Annotated in this window: 14 protein-coding genes and 6 pseudogenes; 5 read left to right on the top strand and 15 right to left on the bottom strand. The window is 61.1% G+C overall.

Annotated features, from left to right (window positions below; all coding sequences use genetic code 11):
• Positions 1-104: 104 nt before the first annotated feature.
• Both tnpB and tnpC read left to right on the top strand, forming a co-directional pair.
• Positions 105-329, top strand: a pseudogene (gene tnpB, locus NKI19_RS24840) (IS66 family insertion sequence element accessory protein TnpB); the annotation flags it as partial.
• Positions 330-395: 66 nt separating this feature from the next.
• Positions 396-1,847, top strand: a pseudogene (gene tnpC, locus NKI19_RS24835) (IS66 family transposase); the annotation flags it as partial.
• A gap of 27 nt (positions 1,848-1,874) precedes the next feature.
• On the opposite strand, the gene NKI19_RS24830 reads toward tnpC, so the two are convergent.
• A complete protein-coding gene (locus tag NKI19_RS24830) occupies positions 1,875-3,944 on the bottom strand; it encodes a recombinase family protein (protein WP_352566074.1) in 2,070 nt (689 codons plus the stop codon).
• A gap of 341 nt (positions 3,945-4,285) precedes the next feature.
• Here NKI19_RS24830 and NKI19_RS24825 point away from each other — a divergent pair, with 341 nt between their 5' ends.
• The 3 genes and pseudogenes from NKI19_RS24825 (at position 4,286) to NKI19_RS24815 (ending at position 4,896) form a co-directional block, all read left to right on the top strand.
• Positions 4,286-4,507, top strand: coding sequence for a hypothetical protein (locus NKI19_RS24825; protein ID WP_352951245.1), 222 nt, complete (start codon positions 4,286-4,288; stop codon positions 4,505-4,507).
• Positions 4,429-4,660 (top strand): annotated as a pseudogene (locus NKI19_RS24820) (transposase domain-containing protein); the annotation flags it as partial. The gene NKI19_RS24825 and the pseudogene NKI19_RS24820, both read left to right, overlap by 79 nt.
• 2 nt (positions 4,661-4,662) lie before the next feature.
• The gene (locus NKI19_RS24815; protein WP_352503478.1) at positions 4,663-4,896 is read left to right on the top strand and encodes a hypothetical protein; all 234 of its coding nucleotides are present in this window, start codon (positions 4,663-4,665) and stop codon (positions 4,894-4,896) included.
• A gap of 210 nt (positions 4,897-5,106) precedes the next feature.
• Here the strand turns inward: NKI19_RS24815 and NKI19_RS24810 are convergent.
• From NKI19_RS24810 to nifD, 14 genes and pseudogenes are all read right to left on the bottom strand, one after another.
• A pseudogene (locus tag NKI19_RS24810) lies at positions 5,107-5,604 on the bottom strand (pyridoxal-phosphate dependent enzyme); the annotation flags it as partial.
• A gap of 265 nt (positions 5,605-5,869) precedes the next feature.
• Positions 5,870-6,169 (bottom strand): annotated as a pseudogene (locus NKI19_RS24805) (pyridoxal-phosphate dependent enzyme); the annotation flags it as partial.
• A gap of 289 nt (positions 6,170-6,458) precedes the next feature.
• Positions 6,459-6,782 (bottom strand): exopolysaccharide production repressor protein, encoded by a 324-nt coding sequence (locus NKI19_RS24800; protein WP_352503058.1) that lies wholly within the window; start codon positions 6,780-6,782, stop codon positions 6,459-6,461.
• A 29-nt stretch (positions 6,783-6,811) separates the two neighbouring features.
• A complete protein-coding gene (fdxB, locus tag NKI19_RS24795; RefSeq protein WP_023679742.1) occupies positions 6,812-7,129 on the bottom strand; it encodes a ferredoxin III, nif-specific in 318 nt (105 codons plus the stop codon).
• Positions 7,126-7,329 carry a CCE_0567 family metalloprotein gene (locus NKI19_RS24790; RefSeq protein ID WP_352566076.1) on the bottom strand — a complete coding sequence of 68 codons (204 nt, stop codon included), beginning with the start codon at positions 7,327-7,329 and terminating at the stop codon, positions 7,126-7,128. Before NKI19_RS24790 ends, fdxB begins: the two co-directional genes overlap by 4 nt.
• Positions 7,330-7,866: 537 nt before the next feature.
• Positions 7,867-9,016: pseudogene (locus tag NKI19_RS24785) on the bottom strand (TlpA disulfide reductase family protein); the annotation flags it as partial.
• A gap of 1,328 nt (positions 9,017-10,344) precedes the next feature.
• The gene (locus tag NKI19_RS24780; protein WP_352565952.1) at positions 10,345-11,232 is read right to left on the bottom strand and encodes a universal stress protein; all 888 of its coding nucleotides are present in this window, start codon (positions 11,230-11,232) and stop codon (positions 10,345-10,347) included.
• A gap of 101 nt (positions 11,233-11,333) precedes the next feature.
• The gene (locus NKI19_RS24775; protein WP_352565953.1) at positions 11,334-12,119 is read right to left on the bottom strand and encodes a response regulator transcription factor; all 786 of its coding nucleotides are present in this window, start codon (positions 12,117-12,119) and stop codon (positions 11,334-11,336) included.
• A 27-nt stretch (positions 12,120-12,146) separates the two neighbouring features.
• Entirely contained in the window at positions 12,147-12,626 is a 480-nt protein-coding gene (locus NKI19_RS24770) for a NifX-associated nitrogen fixation protein (protein WP_352565955.1), read from the bottom strand.
• 17 nt (positions 12,627-12,643) lie between these two features.
• Positions 12,644-13,141, bottom strand: coding sequence for a nitrogen fixation protein NifX (gene nifX, locus NKI19_RS24765; RefSeq protein ID WP_352565957.1), 498 nt, complete (start codon positions 13,139-13,141; stop codon positions 12,644-12,646).
• Positions 13,107-14,489, bottom strand: a complete 1,383-nt coding sequence (gene nifN / locus NKI19_RS24760; protein WP_352565958.1) for a nitrogenase iron-molybdenum cofactor biosynthesis protein NifN — start codon at positions 14,487-14,489, stop codon at positions 13,107-13,109. Before nifN ends, nifX begins: the two co-directional genes overlap by 35 nt.
• Positions 14,490-14,498: 9 nt before the next feature.
• Entirely contained in the window at positions 14,499-15,989 is a 1,491-nt protein-coding gene (gene nifE / locus NKI19_RS24755) for a nitrogenase iron-molybdenum cofactor biosynthesis protein NifE (RefSeq protein WP_352565960.1), read from the bottom strand.
• A 56-nt stretch (positions 15,990-16,045) separates the two neighbouring features.
• Complete coding sequence (gene nifK, locus NKI19_RS24750) at positions 16,046-17,587, bottom strand: nitrogenase molybdenum-iron protein subunit beta (protein ID WP_352565962.1); 1,542 nt, start codon at positions 17,585-17,587, stop codon at positions 16,046-16,048.
• Between the two features lie 122 nt (positions 17,588-17,709).
• Entirely contained in the window at positions 17,710-19,212 is a 1,503-nt protein-coding gene (gene nifD / locus NKI19_RS24745) for a nitrogenase molybdenum-iron protein alpha chain (protein WP_352565964.1), read from the bottom strand.
• Positions 19,213-19,248: the final 36 nt, after the last annotated feature.

Here is a 19,248-nt window from a genome sequence, read left to right as displayed (position 1 = left end):
CCGTCGCGATCCACGGCAGCGGCTCTTCCCACCCGCCTCATTGTCGCGACGCCAAGCTAAAAACGCTCTGCATTATGTGGCGCGCCACATAACCGTTCAGCGGCGATCTTTATGTCTTCCGCGGCCGCAACGGCAACCTGATGAAGATTATCTGGCATGATGGGCTCGGCATGTCGCTATATGCAAAACGGCTCGAGAAGGGCCGGTTTCTATGGCCGTCGCCGGCGGACGGCACGGTTTCCATATCACCGGCGCAGCTCGCCTACATGCTCGACGGCATCGATTGGCGCAACCCGCTTCACACGTTCCGACCGCAGCGCGCGGGCTGAGTTTTTCTTTGAGTTTGCGCCATTTTCCGCGAGTCAGCGGACGCGTTTTATGATTCACTCCAGGGCATGGTTGCCACCGCCCAGGATGCTGTTCCGGACGATATTGGCGCGCTGAGAGCAGCGCTGACCGCGGCGCTGGCCAGAGCCGAAGACGAGGCCGCGCGCGCTGCGCTGGTAGAGGCCGAACTGGCGGTCGCCAGGGCCAAGGCATCGGATGATGCGGCGCTGATCGCGCATCAGCATCTGACGATCCGGAAGCTGCAGCGGGCGCTGCATGGTCAGAGTTCTGAACGCTCAGCCCGCCTGCACGACCAGATGGAACTCACCTTCGAGGAACTCGAGAGCACGGCCACGGAAGACGAGATCGCCGCCGAGCAGGCAGCGGCCCGGACCACCGAGGTGGCACCTTATGTGCGCAAGCGACCGACGCGCCAGCCATTTCCCGAGCATCTGCCGCGCGAACGCGTGGTCGAGCCGGCGCCGGCCGCTTGCCATTGCTGCGGCGGTCATCGGCTGCGCAAGCTGGGTGAGGATATCACCGAGACGCTGGAGGTGGTGCCGCGGCAATGGAAGGTGATCCAGCACGTGCGGGAGAAGTTCACCTGCCGCGACTGCGAGACGATCAGCCAGGCTCCGGCGCCCTTCCACGCCACCCCGCGCGGCTGGGCCGGTCCCAGCCTGCTGGCGATGATCCTGTTCGAGAAGTTCGGCCAGCATCAGCCGCTTAACCGCCAGGCCGAACGCTATGCCCGCGAAGGCGTGCCGCTCAGCCTGTCGACGCTCGCCGACCAGGTCGGCGCCGGCGCCGCGGCGCTGATGCCGCTGTTCAAGCAGCTCGAAGCCCATGTGCTGGCCGCTTCGCGTCTGCACGGCGACGACACGACGGTGCCGGTCCTGGCCAAGGGCAAGACCGATACCGGCCGATTATGGACCTATGTGCGCGATGACCGACCGTTCGGCGGCGCCGATCCGCCGGCGGCAGTGTTCTACTATTCCCGCGATCGCCGAGGCGAACATCCCGCGGCGCATCTCGCCGGCTGGAGCGGCATTCTGCAGGCCGATGCCTTTGGTGGTTATGGCGATCTCTATGCGACGGGTCGTCAGCCGGCGCCTGTTCTGGAGGCCAGCTGCTGGGCCCACAGCCGGCGCAAAGTGTTCGAGCTGGCCGATGTCGAAGCGGCGGCGCGCAAGAAGGCGCACGGCGAGAAGCCCAACCTGGTCTATCCGCTGGCGGTCGAAGCCGTGAAGCGCATCGATGCCCTGTTCGATATCGAGCGCGCGATCAACGGCCTGTCGCCGGCCCAACGCCACGCCGTGCGCCAGGAGCGGAGCGCGCCGCTGGTCACCGAACTCGAGCGCTGGATGATCAAGACGCGCGACAAGCTCTCGCGCGGACACGATCTGACCAAGGCCTTCAACTACATGCTGCGCCGCTGGTCATCCTTCACCCGGTTCCTCGACGATGGGCGGATTTGCCTATCCAACAATGCAGCCGAGCGAGCCCTGCGCGGCATCGCGAAGACCGATTCATTATGCACCTCCTTTTCAAATGGCGGAAAACAGCGATTCCTGGTTGTCGTCGTGGATGCGACGCGGAGTATTGCGCGCCAAATCGGCCTTGATCCGTTCGTCTTCGAGGTCGCTGGCGCGGATCTGGTAGGGCGCGCCGCGCATGACCTGCTCGGCGGGCAAGAGGCCATCCCTGATGAACCGGCGGATTTTAACGTGCGAGACTCCAAGCCGGGCGGCCGCGTCCGACATGGTGAGCCACTCGCCATTCTTGTCGGAAGAGCGATAGCCGCTGATCTTGTGCACCGTGCGCAGCGATTGGACGCGACGCGCGGTCCAGGTCTTTCCCTGACCGGTCTGCATGCCCATGCGGTTGAGTGTGGCAGCGATTTCGGCATCCGACCATCGGGTTGCCATGGATCGCATGATCGCCAGAGCCTCCTCAGGCGTACGCTGGCCATGCTCTCCGGATTTGGGCTTGCGAACCCGTACCTGCGAGTGCTGGCCTCCGTGCCAGTGGATGGTCAAGATCACGTCGCGCGCATCGTCATCGACATCCGCCACGATGTCCTTGATGAGCGCGCGCAGCAGTTGCTGACGACAGCGCATGTCGACACTTGGCGCGTTCCAGGTGGCCTCGAGATTCTGGGCGAGGCCCGTGAAGTCCGGAACCGCGTCGACAGGCTCCACACGCTGGACTTCGCTCAGCCGGGCCTCGCAGGTCTCCACGCGCCTGAGCGTGGCTTCCCAACTCCTCTCGAGCTGGGCCGCAATAAGCCGGTTCTCCGGGTCGCAAGCGGCATAGCGGCGCTCGGCGAGCGATGCCTCATAGCGCGCCTGCTGCAGGTCCATCTCGATCATCTGCCGCCGCTTGGCTTCGCTCTCCAGCTGCATGCGTTCAGCCTCCAACGCCGCTTCGATCGCCATCGGCGCAACCGCCTCCAGCGCTTCGCGGGTCACCGCCGCGTCGGTGCGAAAGCCGTTGAACGACATGCATCGCGCCTGGGCCATCATGAGGTTGCCGCGCTCGCAGCGATATACCGGATAACCGTGCCCGCGTCCGGCATACATGACAACCAGTCTTCGCCCGCATCGACCACAGGAGATGAGACCCGGGAGCAGCGCGCGACCGCCGCGGCCCGACTTGACGCCGCCGGCTTTGCCATAAGCGTTGGCCGCGAGCAGTTCCTGGTTCCGTTCGTACTCGCTCCATCCGATGTAGCCTTCGTGATGGTCGTTGAGCACCACCGCCCACTCGCTAGCCGGCTTGTAATGGCCATAGCTCTTGCGAACGCGGCCATCGACGATCTCAGTGCGCTTCTCGCTCTTACCATAGACATAGGCGCCGGCGTAGAACGGGTTCTTCAGGATCGAGATCACGTTGCGGTAGCGGATCGGAACCCAGTCGAAGGACACCATCTTGTTGCCGTCGGAGGGTCTGGGGAAATGCACGCCGTCATCGATCATCGAGATCAACACTTGCCGCGCACTGCCGAGTTCGCGGAAACGCGCGAAGATCAGACGAATGGTCTCCTGCAGGCGCATGTCGGGATCGAACCCGAGACCGTAATCGCGGTGCCAGACATAGCCGAAGGGCACGGAGATGCGCAGTTCCCCGCGCTGTGCCTTGGCACGGGCGGCCTCGTACATGCGGGCACGCAGCACGCCGAGCTCGAACTCGCTGATGCTGCCCTTCATACCGAGCAACAGGCGGTCGTTCGGCAATCCCGGATCGTAGACTCCGTCCAGATCGATCACGCGTGCATCGACTTCCCCGCACAACTCGAGCAGCCGATGCCAGTCCGGCCCGTTGCGCGACAGGCGGGACGCCTCCAGGCAAAGCACGGCGCCCACATGGCCGGTGCACAGATCGTCGACCAGGCGCTCGAAACCGGGACGTTCCACAGCCCCGCTTGCGGTTCGTCCCAGATCCTCGTCGATCACCTCTACTTTGCGGAATCCCCAGCGCCGCGCGACGTCGACAAGCTCATATTGCCGACGCTGGCTCTCAAGGTTGAGCTGAACCTGCGCCTGAGTGGACTGACGCACATAGACGACGGCCTTGCGCTTGAGGACGGCAGTCGGAATCAGATTACCGCTCGTCATCGCAGCTCTCCTCCTCCGTTGCCACGCCGGCGGCGGCCATCAATACGTTGGCGAGCCGGGCGATCACTATGGTCCGTTGCGCTGAACTCAGCCCGTTCAGCTTCTCCGAGTCGAGCGGCAAGCTGAGTTGGCGAACGACCACGAGAGATCGTGTCGGGGGTGGCAGGGTTCTCATGTTGCGCCTCCGCGATGGTGAAACCATCCGGAGAGCCTCGCCGGAAACGGCGTTCGATCAAGAGCTTGTGTAGCTCAAGCAGCGCGGCAAGCGATACGCGCGGGGGGCCCAGGTCCATCGCCGCGCAAGCCACGGGATCGATCATCCAAGCCGGAGCGGTAATGACATGCCCGGGCGCGACGACGAGATGAATGATCCGGCCGTTGGCGCGCTCTTCGCTGTTCTCGCAGCGAAGCCGACGTCCGAAATACGGGTGCCAACGGTAATGGACCTCGACCTCCTGCCCAACATGGGCAGAATGACCCCGAGATGGCTCTCGGCAGAAAGTCTTGGCTGTTCTGCGGTTCCGATCGCGGCGGACAGCGCGCTGCCGTTCTCTACAGCCTGATCGTCAGCGCCAAAGATGAACGATGTCGACCCGCAGGCCTGGCTCGCCGACGTCCTCGCCCGACTGCCCGCCTATCCGGCCCATCGGATCGATGATTTGCTGCCGTGGAATTGGAGATCCGCAAAATTGCGGACCCAACCAGCGGCGGCTTGATCATGCAGCGCAATAGGGTGCATCACGTCTACACCGTCGATCGTGTCGCCAGGGACCTCGGCGTCAGCGAAGCGCTCATCCAGGACCTGACCCTCGGTCTCGAGCCCGAGGACGGCGTCATCTGGGTCTACGGCGCCAACGATGACGACGGGATCTTGGCCTTCACCGATGAAGGGATCGAGGAGGTCAAACTCCTCCTCGAAGAATATCATCGCGTCTCCCCAAAGAAAGCTTGACCCCAGCACTCCGGTGCTCAGGTTCTCCTGGCCGCCGGATGCGCACGTCTGCGGTCTTCACCGGGCTTCACCGGATGCGTACAATGAACCCGGCCACCTTCGCGTTGGGCGCAGTTAACAGCCGGTCCCCGGTTTGCCGGGCAGGCCCCCGAACGAACTTGGAGCGCATCGCTGGCACGGCACGGGAGGGCAATCGCAATCTGTCGAGCGTCAGCCATTGCGAAAGGTGTAGCCATAACCGTTGATTGCCGGCGCGCCGCCGAGATGCGCGTAGAGGATCCTCGATCCCTCTGGAAAGAAGCCTTTCTGGACGAGGTCGATCATCCCTTGCATCGATTTGCCCTCGTAGACGGGGTCGTTAATCATACCCTCGAGCCGCGCGCACAGACGGATGGCATCCTTGGTCTCCTCGGACGGAATGCCATAACGGGGGTAAGCGCACTCCTCGAGCAACACCACGTCATCCTCGGCGAGTACCGTTCCGAGATCAACGAGCTTCGCTGTATGTTGGGCAATGTTGAGCACCTGCGCCTTGGTTTTGGCGGGGGTGGCAGAGGCATCGATACCGATCACGCTGCGCTTTCGACCGTTCTTGGCAAATCCGACGAGCATCCCGGCATGCGTTGACCCCGTGACCGTGCAAACGACGATGTAGTCGAAGGCAAACCCAAGCTGTTTCTCCTGGCGCGCACCTCCTCCGCGAACCCCACGTAGCCAAGGCCGCCATTCGGGTGAACAGACGCTCCAGCCGGTATCGCGTAGGGCCTGCCGCCCCTTGACTTGACCTCATCGAGCGCCTGTTCCCAACTGCGGCGGATGCCGATATCGAAGCCCTCGTCGACAAGGCGCACCTCTGCTCCATGATCCGGCTCAAGAGAATGTTGCCAACCCGGTCATAGACGGCGTCCTCATGTAGTACCCAGCTCTCCTGAACCAGGAGACATTTCATGCCGATCTTGACGGCGACCGCAGCGACCATGCGCGTATGGTTGGATTGCACACCCCCGATGGTGACGAGCGTATCAGCGTTTGACGCGATCGCGTCGGGGATGATGTATTCGAGCTTGCGGAGCTTGTTTCCGCCGAACGCGAGACCGGAGTTGCAGTCCTCGCGTTTGGCGTAGATTTCCACCTTGCCCCCCAGATGCTTGGAGAGGCGGTCGAGCTTTCTCGATGGGCGTGGGTCCAAATGTGAGCGGATAGCGTTCGAACTTTTCCAGCATTTTCTCTCCGGAAACACGCGATGGAGCTGAATTAGCCATTCACAATTCATTCGAGAGGCGTCTTTGATTTGACGTCATCTGCATTATCCGGCGCCAGAAGAGTCCCATTACCTATTTCCAGCGCCTCGTTCGTCATTGAGAGTTGTAACTGCACGCCGGCGTGCGAGAGATTACCCCAATGCGTTCGGCATTCAAGAACTGCATCTCCTGGATTATCTAGAATGACCGGATTGCTGTCACCATGGACCTCTCAAGCGCAGTATTCCTTCTAATATCTGCTCAATGTTGATGGTTGGTCCAAAGTGGCGCTATCTTGGGCACTGACCTTGTCACGGCGCCTCAAGGCAGCAGCAGCGATATGGCCAGCATTTGATCGCGCTGGAGCAAATCTGCGGATTCATTCGTCACCTCATCAAGGTCTGGCGGCTCGCATCCAACTTCCTTGCAACTGCCGAAATGCTCAGCCCTTTGGCCAGCTCGGCTAACGTAGCCAGACCGCCAGATCAGAAAGAGCACGCTTGCGAAATACGCCAGCTGAAGGAGCAGCGAACAAGCCAACGTGGTGACGACTACTGTGCCGATGGAATGAGAAGCGAAGTACACAGTCAGTGCGGTGCTGCACAGCACCAGCCCCAGGACGCGACAAAAGATTCTAAAGGGCAACGCCGTTCTCCTGGTCTTGTCTCCTCAGATCATGCTGCGACCTGGTCGGCCGCAACATGGGTCTGGCAGTTCTTCGGGCAGACGCGGCCGCAGGCTCCGCAGCCAATGCAGCGGCCGGCATGGTCGACGACCATGATCATGCGATTGAGCTCGCCGTCGAAATCGTCGTCTTCACCGTCGCAGGCGCCGAGGATTTCACCCGCGTCATCGACACCGTAAAGATGCATGACCTCGCGAGAGCAGACTTTGAAACAGCGGCCGCAGCCGATGCAGGTCGTGCCGTCTATAGCGGTGAGATATTCCGGCACCCATCCGGAGCCGTCGCGGGTGATAAATGTGCTCGTCATCGTAACTTCTTCATTGCAGCGAGCGCTCTCTTGGCACCATCCAACTCGGCAAAAACCGCCGACGTTTCTTGGGCAACTTCCTCTATCTCCGTCCATTTTCCCGGGAGATTCTCTGCAAGGTCGCGCAATTTCATCTTGGCAACTGCCGCGCGCAGCTGAAGCTTTCGGACTTTCTTCCCCATCTCATCTAGCTTTGACATAAATCCTTCCTCGAAATCGGTTTCTTCACGCCCGTGCCACGTCGGGAATAGGCTTCGATGGCTGCCTTCCCACGAGGCGTAGGAGTCTTGAGCACCGATCAGCCGCACGAGCCATCTGACAAACTGCGTGGCAAGGGGCGCCTCGTCCTCGTTGACAGCCGGGCTGACCGCGGCATCAGACATTTCGCCTTCTCCTCATTTCAGTCCTCTTCCTCGAAGCACGATGTCTGTTTTCTGGGACGCCTACTTCGGGCACACTTGCGCAGCCGGCGCCCGGGTCGGCGCGGCTGATTCCACGCAATCGATGTCCCTCTGGCCGACCTTGAACACGTCCTCGACTGCGAAGTCTTCCACGCGAATTCGCGTCGAACATCACTTCCGCCGCAATGCGGCCGGAGGCCATGAAGATTCGAGCCTCGATCCTGCTGCAAACGATCGACCAAGTGCTGCATGGACCCTCCTTGCTGCCGTCACGCCAGGGAAATGGACGAATTGGCCAGTAAGCCATTTTGACCAATCACCCCTTTTTGTTTTTCTCCTCGGCCGACCGCGCTTTGGCACCTTCGGGAAATTGTTTTGCGGAGCCGCAAAGAGAGCGCCGCAACAAACCTTCCCACCCCTGTACTTGGCGAGGGCCTGCAGCAAATCCGGCAGATGCTGCTCTTTCAATTCGGCCGGGATAGGCTCCGGACCGTCCAGCGACGTCAGTGCCAGTTCGACCAACTCGATCGCGCGATCATTGTTGCCGTTCTCGTGATAGTACCGGGCGACCGCGGGATAGGACCGGAACTTAGGGCTGTCGCCTTGCGGGGGATTCAGCACCAGGATGTGTTCGGACAGCTCCTTGCCCATCGCGAAGCGCTCAGCAGGGGGAAGGCGCGAATGGTCATTGGCCGGATGGAAAAGTTGGTCTAGCGCCGAAACCATCCAGTCCTCGGAGTTTTTGTCGATCGCTTCGCGAACCAATTGGCGCATCACGGGCAAGCCGGTCCACATGTCTTGAATTTTGTGAAGCAACAGATGCGCATGAGCCAAGCGGAAATTGATGTCGTCCGGCATCAAGGCGATGCCCTCTTCGATCGCCCAGAGCGCCGTCTTCCAATCTTCTGACTTCACCGCCCCCCAGAATCTGTCATCGATCGGCTTCTTCAACGCTTGTTCACGCGCCATGGACTCGCTTCTGGCGATCCGCTCCGTATCGGCGGCTTTCGCTTTATCGCTGGTGCGCCAGCTGCCGTTGAGCACTTTCGGCAAAATCTCATAGAGTTGGCTGGGATGACCGATAAAGGCGATGTGGCCGTCTCGGTCGACCACGAACGAAGTCGGAATCCCGGCGGAAAAGCTGGGTTTCATCCAAAGCTTGTTCATTTCACCTGTGTAGTCGAACGCGATCCGATAGTTCAGATGCGAGCACTTTTCGGTCAACCACGCGTCCAACTTGGTTCGAGCCTCAATGGCCGTTGGAGCGTCTTCATCAGCCGCGACGCCGATGACCTCAAGTCCGCCGTCCTTGTATTTTTCCTGGAGCCGCATCAGATCGAGCATCTCCGCCACACACAGTTCGCACCAAGTTGCCCAAAATTCGACGATATATACACTTTGCCGGGTTGGAAGTTCGTCAGGGGCTCGCCACGCAGCCAGGTGTCCACTTGATCGAAGGAGCCGGTGACTTCATCTGCAATACCATTTTGCTCTCCAAAGCTGTTGCCAATGCGCAAGCTTGTTCCCCCTTTGAGACGGGGAACGAGGGTTCAAGGAAGGGAGAGCATCGCTCGTCTTGCGCATCTGCGTGCAGTCAGCCTTCACTCAGTGTTGCTGAATCTCAATTCGCAAAGGCCGTGCCAATGCGCTCAGCGCGCAGTAAATGCTTGATTCCACTTTAAAAAACCTCCGGGTGCCAAGATAGCCGGTTGTATTGGACGCGACATGTTTTCTGCCACTGTCAGGTCTTGGACACGCATCACGCGCTTCGCGTCGCCAGAGAAGCGTGGCCACGGACGACTCGACATATATTCGGGCTGAGGCACGAGCAGATGGACATTATGACTGCATTGGCTACCGCCAGGCTCGTCATCATCGTCCGCCTCAAGCTCGCTTGAGCTTTCTTGCCGTTTCGGTCGCTCAGGTGGTAGCGGAACGCCATTGCGATTGCAGGGGCCGCTCCATCCGAGCATCGCCTCTGCCCTACCTCTTCCGCTTTGCGATTGAATTCCTGGCGGCGACGCAGGAGTTCTTCACGACGAAGCCGGTCATGTCCGGCTGCGGGTCGCGAGTACCGTCTTCGCCAGATTGACGATGATGATCGTGGCGAAGAGGGCCAGGATGAGTGCCGGCATGTGCCGGCGCGGTGAACTCTCCCGGATTCCTGCTTTTGTCGTTCTGTGTCCCGTCACAGGCCCTACAGGGACCGCCTGGTGCGAATGTGAGCGTTGTCGGAATTGACCGGCCAAAGACCACTCGGTCGCCACGCGGGTTGGGCCGGACCGACTGAAAACGCCGAAGATGCGGCCGCCCTCGCCGCTGACCGGCTACCATCCCAGGCGATGACACGTGATTGATGCCACCGTTCGCGCCGAGGGCCGGCAAGAGCCCGACCGTCGGACTCGAAGGTCGGTGCCTTGGCCGCTGCACGGTCGTTGCCGTGTTCAGTTCCCGGCCAGTGGTGAAGGAAATCGTGATAACGCCAATACGATGAGGCTACGGTCCGAACGCGGCCTGCCGCACTGAAACGACTCTCTTTCTCGACCTGACGCCGGCTCGAGGATCGGTGTTTTGAGCGCATTGAGGACGCCTGGGCCTCTGCCCGCCCGTTTGTCTGCGCGTTTCGTTGTCTCGGCGAGCAGACACCGAGCGCGTTAGAGGCGTCCGGGCAATGTTCTTCGCGACGGCGCTTGCAAGTTGCTTATGAGCTTCGCGAAACCTGCTCGTTTGCGGCGACCTTTCTCCGACTTCGCATCAGGGTAGGTGACCAGGGGAGTAGAGCTTGGAACAGCATCGGTGCTACTGCGGAACCAGTCAGCGAGCCAAAAACAGCGGCAATGGCGGCTTCCCAACTATCCATCTCGTGACACCGCCGAAGAGCCGCTCACGCAGCCGGCGATTGCCATAAGCGCCCATGACTATCATGTCGGCAGACGTGTCGATTGCGTGCTGCGCGAGCACCGTGGCTGCCGATTTTCCGGCGCTCGCCAGCAGGTCAACCGACACCCGAGCACCGTGCCGAGTGAGATAGGCAGCAATGTCGGCTCCCGGCTCGGCGCCGTTTCCGGTGCAGGTCGCCTCCGGATCGACTAGTGCGACACGAACTTCCTCAGCACCGGCTAGCAGATTCAGCGCTTCCCGAACCGAACGGGACGCCTCGACTCGCGAATCCCAACCGACCAGCACGCGCCGTGGAGACAGAGTTGCCTCAGCGCCCACCGGCACGACAAGCACCGGCTTTCCGGTGTCGAACAGGCTGCCGTTGATAACAAGGGGACCGACGTTAATGTCGTTGAGAAGTGCGGGGCCGACGATTGTCAGGTCGTTGCAGAGCGCCCGCGCTCGCACTGCGTCACCGACGCTGGCCTGATCGCAGTTGACAACATCGACATCATAGCACCGCCACGTGGCTCTCAGCAGTTTGTGAATTTCCCTAGATGTTTTTTCCAGACTGGCCGCGTCCTGTGAAAATCTCTCGATTTGCCTGTACCGTTTTTCCAGTGCGGCAATGGCGTGTGCGCGTTGTCTGGGCCATTCGGGGATGCCATCACCCAGCGGCGGAGGCGACATAACGAGAGGCGGAGGCGACATAATCAGGACGGACAAATGTGCGCCGACCTCGGCGCACAAGCTCGCAGCTGTTCTGACGTCCCGATCGGAGTGGTCAGCTCCCGCTACACTGAGTAGGCTTTTGAAGGCCATTTGAATGCTTCCCCTGAGTTAGTCGCGCTCATAGCTCGTTTCGAAGCCGCAAGACTTGCCTTCCAACTAAGATGGAGAGTGGCACACCATCCGTTCGCTATTCAGTCGTCCGGCTTCTCGAGCGAGTAGCCGGCAGACCTGACAGTACGAATGACGCTACTTGGCGAGGCCGCCTTCAGCGCCTTTCTGATCCGGCTGATATGTACGTCGACAGTGCGTTCACCGATATGGATATTGTCCGGCCAGGCCGCGTCGATCAGCTCGTCTCGGCTGAAGACCTTGCCGGGAGCCTCAAGAAATTGCCGCAGCAGGTTGAATTCGAGAGGTCCGAGATGGATGTCGTGGCCATTACCTCGAACCCGGTGAGCATCGAGCTTCATCTCAAGGCTGCCGCAACAGAGCCAGCTGCCGTTTTTTATCCCGTTCGAACCCGGCTTTGGCAGCGCCAGCTTCATCCGTAGACAGTCAAGCAGCTTGGCCGGCGCGAAGGGCCGCACAAAGCTCTCGTCAATACCAGCCTTCAAGAGATCGAGGTGCTGGTTCTCGGCGCCGGGCGCGATCAGCGCAATTACGGGCAGGCCGCCGGTCCGGGGCTCCCCCTTGAACCGGGCGCAGATTGTGGAGCCTGTCGCGCTTGCTGGCCCGCAGTCCAGCACTACCGCCTGGAGCTCCCGTTCATCGGCCAATGCAAGTGCTTCCTTCACGCCGCCTGCCGGCTCACTCGTGAAGCCGTCCACCCCCAGAATGTGGCTGAGGAACAGATACAACTCAGCATCTTGCGAACAGATCAGGACCAGTGGCTTCATCAGCGCTACCCCAAGAACCAAATCGGCATCGACCCCCTTGGCTGAGTGGGTTGAGCATGGCCTGTCCTCAAGGCTTGGCATGATCCGCGGGCTCGAAGAGCGGTTCCATCACGCCCGCGCCACCTCGGGATAGGCTTCAATGGCTGCGGTCGCATCGCCGGCCAGTTTCGTACCGGCGGCCGCGAGTTTCCAGAACGTCTCGAAGCCGAACCGGTGGACGTCGCGCAGGGTCTTCGACAGAACGACCAACCGCCCGGCCGTGAGAAGCACGCGCCCGAAGCCCTCATGGCTCATCTCCATCATCGGCGATGCCATCAGGCCGGAGCGCTCCTCGATCGCAAGCCCGACGGCGGTGTAAAACATCTCGAGCCTCCACAGCACGTCCGGATCGGGATCGCCGATGATCGGGATCGCACGGCGCTGTTCTCTGGTGATGATGAAGTCGCCCAGCAGCTCGGCGTCCGATTTGCCTTCCCACGACCCGTGGGAATCATGAGCCCGGACGAGCCGCACGAGGCATTTGACGAACGGGGTGGCAAGGGCCGTCTCGTCCTCGGCGACAGCAGGGCTAACCACGGCGTCAGACATTTCGCCCACTCCTCATTTCAGTCCTCGTCCTCGAAGGACGGTTTGTGTTCGGCGACACCAGCCTGCGCCAGCACCTTGCGCAGCCAAGGGGGAGGACACGTCCTGAGCATCATCTGCGTGCGCAACAGCACCTCTTGGATGGTTTGGGGCTGCGGAACTTTGATCGGATGAATTTTTGCCGAAACAACCTTGGCTGCCGAAGGTCCGCCGATCGCCAGACAAAACAGGAGATGACATCCCTTCAGCGCCTCCACCTTCGGGGTGATGCGATCATCGCCCTCAGTTCGGTGCTTCCCGCTCTCGTCGGAAACGTCATCGAAGGCCACGGCTTCGACGAGATTCCATTCCTCGCGCATCACATCGTAGACAGCAAAACGCCTGGCCGATCCGAAATGGGCGTTGAGGTTCTTCATGTCCTGCGTGGCGATCGCCACCCGCAATGCGCCGGCTTGGCGTTCCGGCGTCGGTGCGTGAACCTCGTCAGTGACGAGCGAGAGGCGACGAACGGAGCTCATCTGGGATTTCTCGCTTACGGAGTGGATCAAGCGCCTCAGGCGTCGGCGCGTGCCGGTTGGCTTCAAAAATGTTGGCAACCTCGAAGATCATGTCGCGGGTCCCCTGGTAGAGGATTGTGAGCTTGTGCTGGATGCCGAGCCGGTCGAAGATCGGGAAGCCAACCCGCATGAGCGGAATGCCGAGGCGCTGCGCCGCCTGGCGGCCGTGGGAATGGGTGACGAGAAGATCAGCGCTGGCGCCAAGAGCTTCCAAATCGCCGAGATCGCCGATTTGAACCGACTGCGCCGGTACTTCCTCCAAAATTTTCGACATGTCGGTCGTGGTGACCGCCGCCGCGATTTCGGAGCCCATGCCGATGAAGAAGCTCGCGAGTTGGTAGAGTTGGTCTGGTTCAGCAGCGATCGCAATTTTCTTGCCTCCAAAGTGGAAATGTCCGTCGAGCAACGCGTCCTGCAACTGCGCCCGGCGACGGCGCACCCCAGCCGGCGCCGCCGCGCCCGAAACTGCGGACAGCAGCGAGACGAACCGGTCGGCGTCCTTCAATCCAGTCAGCGACCGGAACAGCACGTAAGGCACGCCGGTCAACCTCTGCAGCAGCTCGGCCGGGCGGCGCATATGCTCACCGATGACGATGCATTGCTCGGCCGTGCCAAGCTCACGGATATCCTCGACACTGGTGCCGCCATAGGTGGTCGTGACCCAGCGGTCGGGCACCGTACCATCGAGCGAGCCGGAGACGTCCGGCAGAATCACCGGCTTCAGTCCAAAGCTTTCAACCATCTCACGCAAATGCTCGATATCAGCCACAGTGAGGTTCCAGCCAGGCAGGATCACGATCTTCTTCGACTGCCGCGCCCGCTCGCCGGGACGCGTAATCCTTTCGATCATGGCGGTGACAGCCTTGGCCCAGCCCTCTTCGATCGCGCCGTCGAAATCCGGTGTGTTGGCTAGCACCACCTCCGTACCCGCGAGTTCTTCTGTGCGCTTCAGCCTGATATCGGCGATATCTCCTGCGCAGTCTTCGCCCCGGGTTTCCACCAGCGCCGTCGTGCAGACCCCGATCAGCGTTGGCTTTGTGCGGGTCTTGAGGTTGAGGATCGCCTCTTCCAGATGGTCTGCCCCGCCGAGGATCGTCGCCACCTCGTCCATCGCCGTTGTCTGCAGGGGGATGGCTTCCTTGAAATGCCGCACTAAGAGCACGAGCGCGAAGCTGGTGCACCCCTGGCTACCGTGGAACAACGGCATCGCGCCGTTGACCCCAAGGAAGGCGAAGGCGGCACCCAACGGCTGCGATGACTTCAGCGGATTGACCGCCGCCGCTTTGGTCTGGGGAAGGATACGGACCATCGGCTTTCCTCAACACTCGCCGTAATCGTCGGCCATCGTGCTGGCGAATTCCTGGACAGCATGCAAGGTCGCGGCCTCGCTTTTCGTGCGCGGCAGTTCCTCCCTCACCGCAGGCTGGCAATCCCATGGTGCCGGCTCCCGCACTTGGCACCAGATCGGGTTATGAATGGCGAGGTCGATCTGGCGTACGAGTTCCACCATGCCGTCATAGCCGGCATAAGGGTGTTGGCGCTCCTGGTTGATATCGAGCCAGGGTGTCTTGGCCTTCAGCGCGATGAACTGCGTGCGTCCGCCCGACAACATGATATCAGCCTTGTGTTCTGAGAGCATGGCGTAAAGCTCGCGCGGCGTCATCTGCTCGAACATGTGGTTGTCCTCCTTGAGGATCTGCTTGATGCGCTCCTTGTCTCCGACGGTCGACTTCTTGACAGAGGTGCCGACGATCTCGATGCCGATCTCCATCAGCGCATGGACGACCGACCAGGACTTCACACCGCCGGTGTTGAGCAGCACGCGCTTGCCTTCGAGCCTCGGCCGGTAGGCCGCGAGCTTCTCCCACGCAATCGCCTCCTCCTCTGCAATCAGTGCCTCGGTGCGGCCGAGGATCTCCGGATCGGCGCCTTTCTTCACGAGCAGCTGAGAGATCTGTCGGAGCGCTTCCGAGGTGTCGGTGATGCCGTAGAAGGAGCCCTCGAAAAACGGGATGTCCCAGCGCTGCTCCATCTTGCGGGCGAGATTGATGAGCGCGGTGGAGCACACCATCATAGCCGCCCGGGCGCGGTGCGCGCAGGCAATGTCGAAATAACGCGCGTCGCCCGGAATGCAGGCGCGCACCCGGATGCCGAGCCGATCCAGCAGCGGCTTCACCAGCCAGAATTCGCCCGAGAGGTTGAATTCGCCAAGAATGTTGATGTCGTAAGCGCCGACATCGTCGGGCTCCACCGTGCCGATGACATGCTCGAGCAACGCCTCGCCGGCAAGCTTGTTGCCAAGATTCTTGGAGCCGACGAAGCCCGGCGCATTGACCGGCACCACCGGCAGGCCGAACTTTTCCGCCGCGCGCTTGCAGACGGCCTCGATGTCGTCGCCGATCAGCGCCGTCACGCAGGTCGGGTAGACGAAGATAGCCGGCGGCCGATACGCTTCCTTGATCTCGCGGATCGCTTTGAAGAGCTTCCGCTCGCCCTGCCCCATCACCACGTCGAGTTCGGTGAGGTCGGTCGTGAAGCTTGTGCGCCACAGCGTTGGCCCGGACGAAGCCGCACCGCGGTTGTCCCAGGAATTGCCCTCGCAGGCGAGCGGCGCATGGATCAAATGCGCAACGTCGGTGATCGGCTGCAGCACGATCTTGGCGCCATCGAAGGCACAGCCGCCGGCCGCCGCCCCGGGGGTCAGTGGCTTCGAACAGCCGTTTTTGCGCGCCGTGGCATTCTTGCCGCGGTTCGTCTCGCAGGCAGGCTCGTTGAAGACATCCTGGATTTTGGCTCTGAGCAAGGACATTGCGTCGGTCTCCAAAGTCCCTCGGGAAGACGACCGGCCAAAGCCGACCGTCACGCTTAGCGGGTGAGGTCATACGAATAGTCCGTCACGCCCGTCTCGCTGGTCTCGCGATCGAGCTTGTCGAAGATCTTGTCGAGGATCGTCGTCAGTACGCGCAACCCGCCTTGGTAGCCCATGAGCGCAAAGCGATGGTGATGATGGCGGTCGAAGATCGGAAACGCCAGCCGGATCAGCGGCGTGCCGGTGTCGCGCTCCAGATACTTGCCATAGGAGCTGCCGATCAGCAGGTCCACCGGCTCGGTGAAAAGCAGCGAGCGCATCGCCCAGAGGTCCTTGCCCGCCCAGACTTGAGCATCCTTACCGAAGGGCGATGATGCAAGCAGCTCCTTCAACTCCGCTTCCCATGCCGAGGTGCCGTTGGTGGCGAGGCAATGGGTCGGCTCTCCGCCCGTCTCCATGATGAAGCGGGCCATGGCGTAGACAAAGTCCGGATCGCCATAGATGGCGTATTTCTTACCGTGCAGCCAGGATTGGCTGTCCGCCATGGCGTCAACAAGTCGGCCGCGCTCGAGGCGGATTGCCTCGGGGATTTGCTTGCCGGAAATCGCGGAGACCTCCATCAGGAAGTCGTCCGTCGCCTGGACTCCGAGCGGGTAATGGAACGAGGCAGTCGCCTGCCCTACCCCCTCGCAATACTCCAGTGTTTTTCGGGTGTTGTAATGCTGTAGCGAAAGTGTGGCCTCGGCGTTGAGTGCCTTCCTCACGTCTTCGATCTTGGTGCCGCCGTCGTACATGCGGTATTCGCCGTCCGACGGCGTGTCGAACTGGTCAGAGGCGTCTTGGATGAAGGTATAGGACACGCCTATCAGATCGAGCAGGCGCTTGAGTTCCCGGTTGTTGCCAACGCAAAAACCGTCGAAGCCCGGAATGATATTAATGGTCCCCTCGGCTTCCGTGCGCTCCTCACCTTTCCAGAAATGCTCCAAAATGCCCTTGACCGTAACGTCATAGCCGTCGACATGGCTACCGACGAAGGCCGGCGTGTGGGCGAAGGGCACGTCGAAGTCGCGCGGAACCGAGCCTTGGTCCTTGGCGTTCTCGATGAAGCTGTGCAGGTCGTCGCCAATGACCTCGGCCATACAAGTGGTCGAGACGGCGATCATCTTCGGGTCGTAGAGTTGGTACGTGTTGGCGAGCCCGTCGACCATGTTCTTCAGACCACCGAACACTGCCGCGTCCTCGGTCATCGAGGAGGAAACTGCCGAAGCAGGCTCCTTGAAATGGCGCGACAGGTGCGAGCGGTAATAGGCCACGCAGCCCTGGCTACCGTGGACGAAGGACATGGTTCGCTCGAACCCTGCGGCCGCGAACACCGCGCCGAGCGGCTGGCAGGCCTTGGCGGGGTTCACGACAAGCGCTTCGCGAGCGAGGTTCTTTTCGCGGTATTCCCACGTCTTGGTGAATTCGCGTTGGTCGGTAACGATCTGGTCCGGGTGCGGACATTCGAAATTCAACCTCTTCTCGGCGAGCATCTGCCTGTATTCCGGCTCGCGGAACAGGGGAGCGTGGTCGAGAACTTTTTCAGCCGACTGCGGCATGGGTGGTTACCTCTTTCCATCTGGCCCAACGGCGGCACAGGGACGTCGAAACGTTTCAGGTCTCCCGCGGACAAAGGGCCACAGGCGTTCAACGGCCTCCCGGCTTCCGGGAGGCCAGGTTTTCATTCCGCAGCGATCGCCGCCGACGGCTCAGCTTTTTTCTTCCAGGGGGCGTCGTAGAGGTTCCAGACCGGGTTGTTGATGGCCAGATCCATGTCGCGGGCGAAGATGGCGAAGCCGTCGTAGCCGTGATACGGGCCGGAATAATCCCAGGAATGCATTTGACGGAACGGTATGCCCATCTTCTGGACCGGGTACTTTTCTTTGATGCCGGAGCCCACGAGATCAGGACGGATCCCCTCGATGAACTTCTCCAGCTCGTAACCAGTCACGTCGTCATAGATCAGCGTGCCCTTCTTCACGTAGTGGCCAGTGCGCTGATAATCGTCGTTATGGCCAAATTCGTAGCCGGTGCCGACGATAACCATGCCCAGGTCCTCATATGCCGTGACGACGTGACGGGGGCGCAGCCCGCCGACATACAGCATCACCGTCCTGCCTTCGAGGCGCGGCCGGTACTTGGCGATGACGGCATCGACCAGGGGCCGGTATTTGGCGATGACCGCCTCGGCCTTGGCCTCGATTTCCGGTCCGAAATGCTTGGCTATCTTGCGCAGAGAGGCTTCGGTCTGGGAGGGGCCGAAGAAATTATACTCCATCCAGTCGATGCCATACTTTTCCTCCATGTGCCGGCAGATGTAGTTCATCGACCTGTAGCAATGGATGAGATTGAGCTTGGCCTTTGGCGCGCGCTCTATTTCGGCCAGCGTAGCGTCGCCCGACCAGTTGCCGACCACGCGCAGGCCCATCTCCTCGAGCAGGATGCGCGAAGCCCAGGCGTCGCCGCCGATATTATAGTCGCCGATCACATTGACATCGTACGGGCCGGCCTCGAACTCGACGTCCTTCTTCTCGAAGACCCAGTCGCGGATCGCGTCGTTCGCGATGTGGTGGCCGAGTGATTGCGAGACACCGCGGAAGCCCTCGCAGCGCACCGGCACGATCGTCTTTTCGTGCTCCTTGGCCTTGTTGCGGGACACCGCTTCGGTGTCGTCGCCAATCAGGCCGATCGGGCATTCGGATTGCACGCTCATGCCCTTGTTCAGCGGAAACAGTTCCTCGATCTCGTCGATGATCCGTTCCAGCTTCTTGTCGCCGCCGAAAACAATGTCCTTCTCCTGGAAATCGGAGGTGAACTGCATAGTGACGAACGTGTCGATGCCGGTCGTGCCGACGTAGTAGTTGCGGCGTTGCGACCAGGAATATTGCCCGCAGCCGACCGGGCCGTGCGAGATATGGACCATATCTTTGACTGGACCCCACACCACGCCTTTCGAGCCGGCATAGGCGCAACCGCGAATCGTCATCACTCCGGGGATGGACTTGATGTTCGATTTTACCTCGCATTCGGAAAGGACCTCGCTTTCCTCGCCAGCCTCGTCGCCGCTCTTTGCGACGCTGAGGTGCTTTTTGCGGCGCTTCGCCGCCTTGTCAGGATATTGCGACAGCACCTCCTCGATAAGCTTCGCATGGAGGGCGCCGTCATTCTCGTATTCCAGGCTCATGGGACCCCTTTCAAGGTTCAGGGTGACGCCTCACCA

It is taken from the genome of Mesorhizobium sp. M0751 (assembly GCF_040320265.1).
In the GTDB taxonomy this organism is placed as follows: Bacteria; Pseudomonadota; Alphaproteobacteria; order Rhizobiales; family Rhizobiaceae; genus Mesorhizobium.
This window is presented reverse-complemented; position numbering and strand designations above follow the sequence as displayed.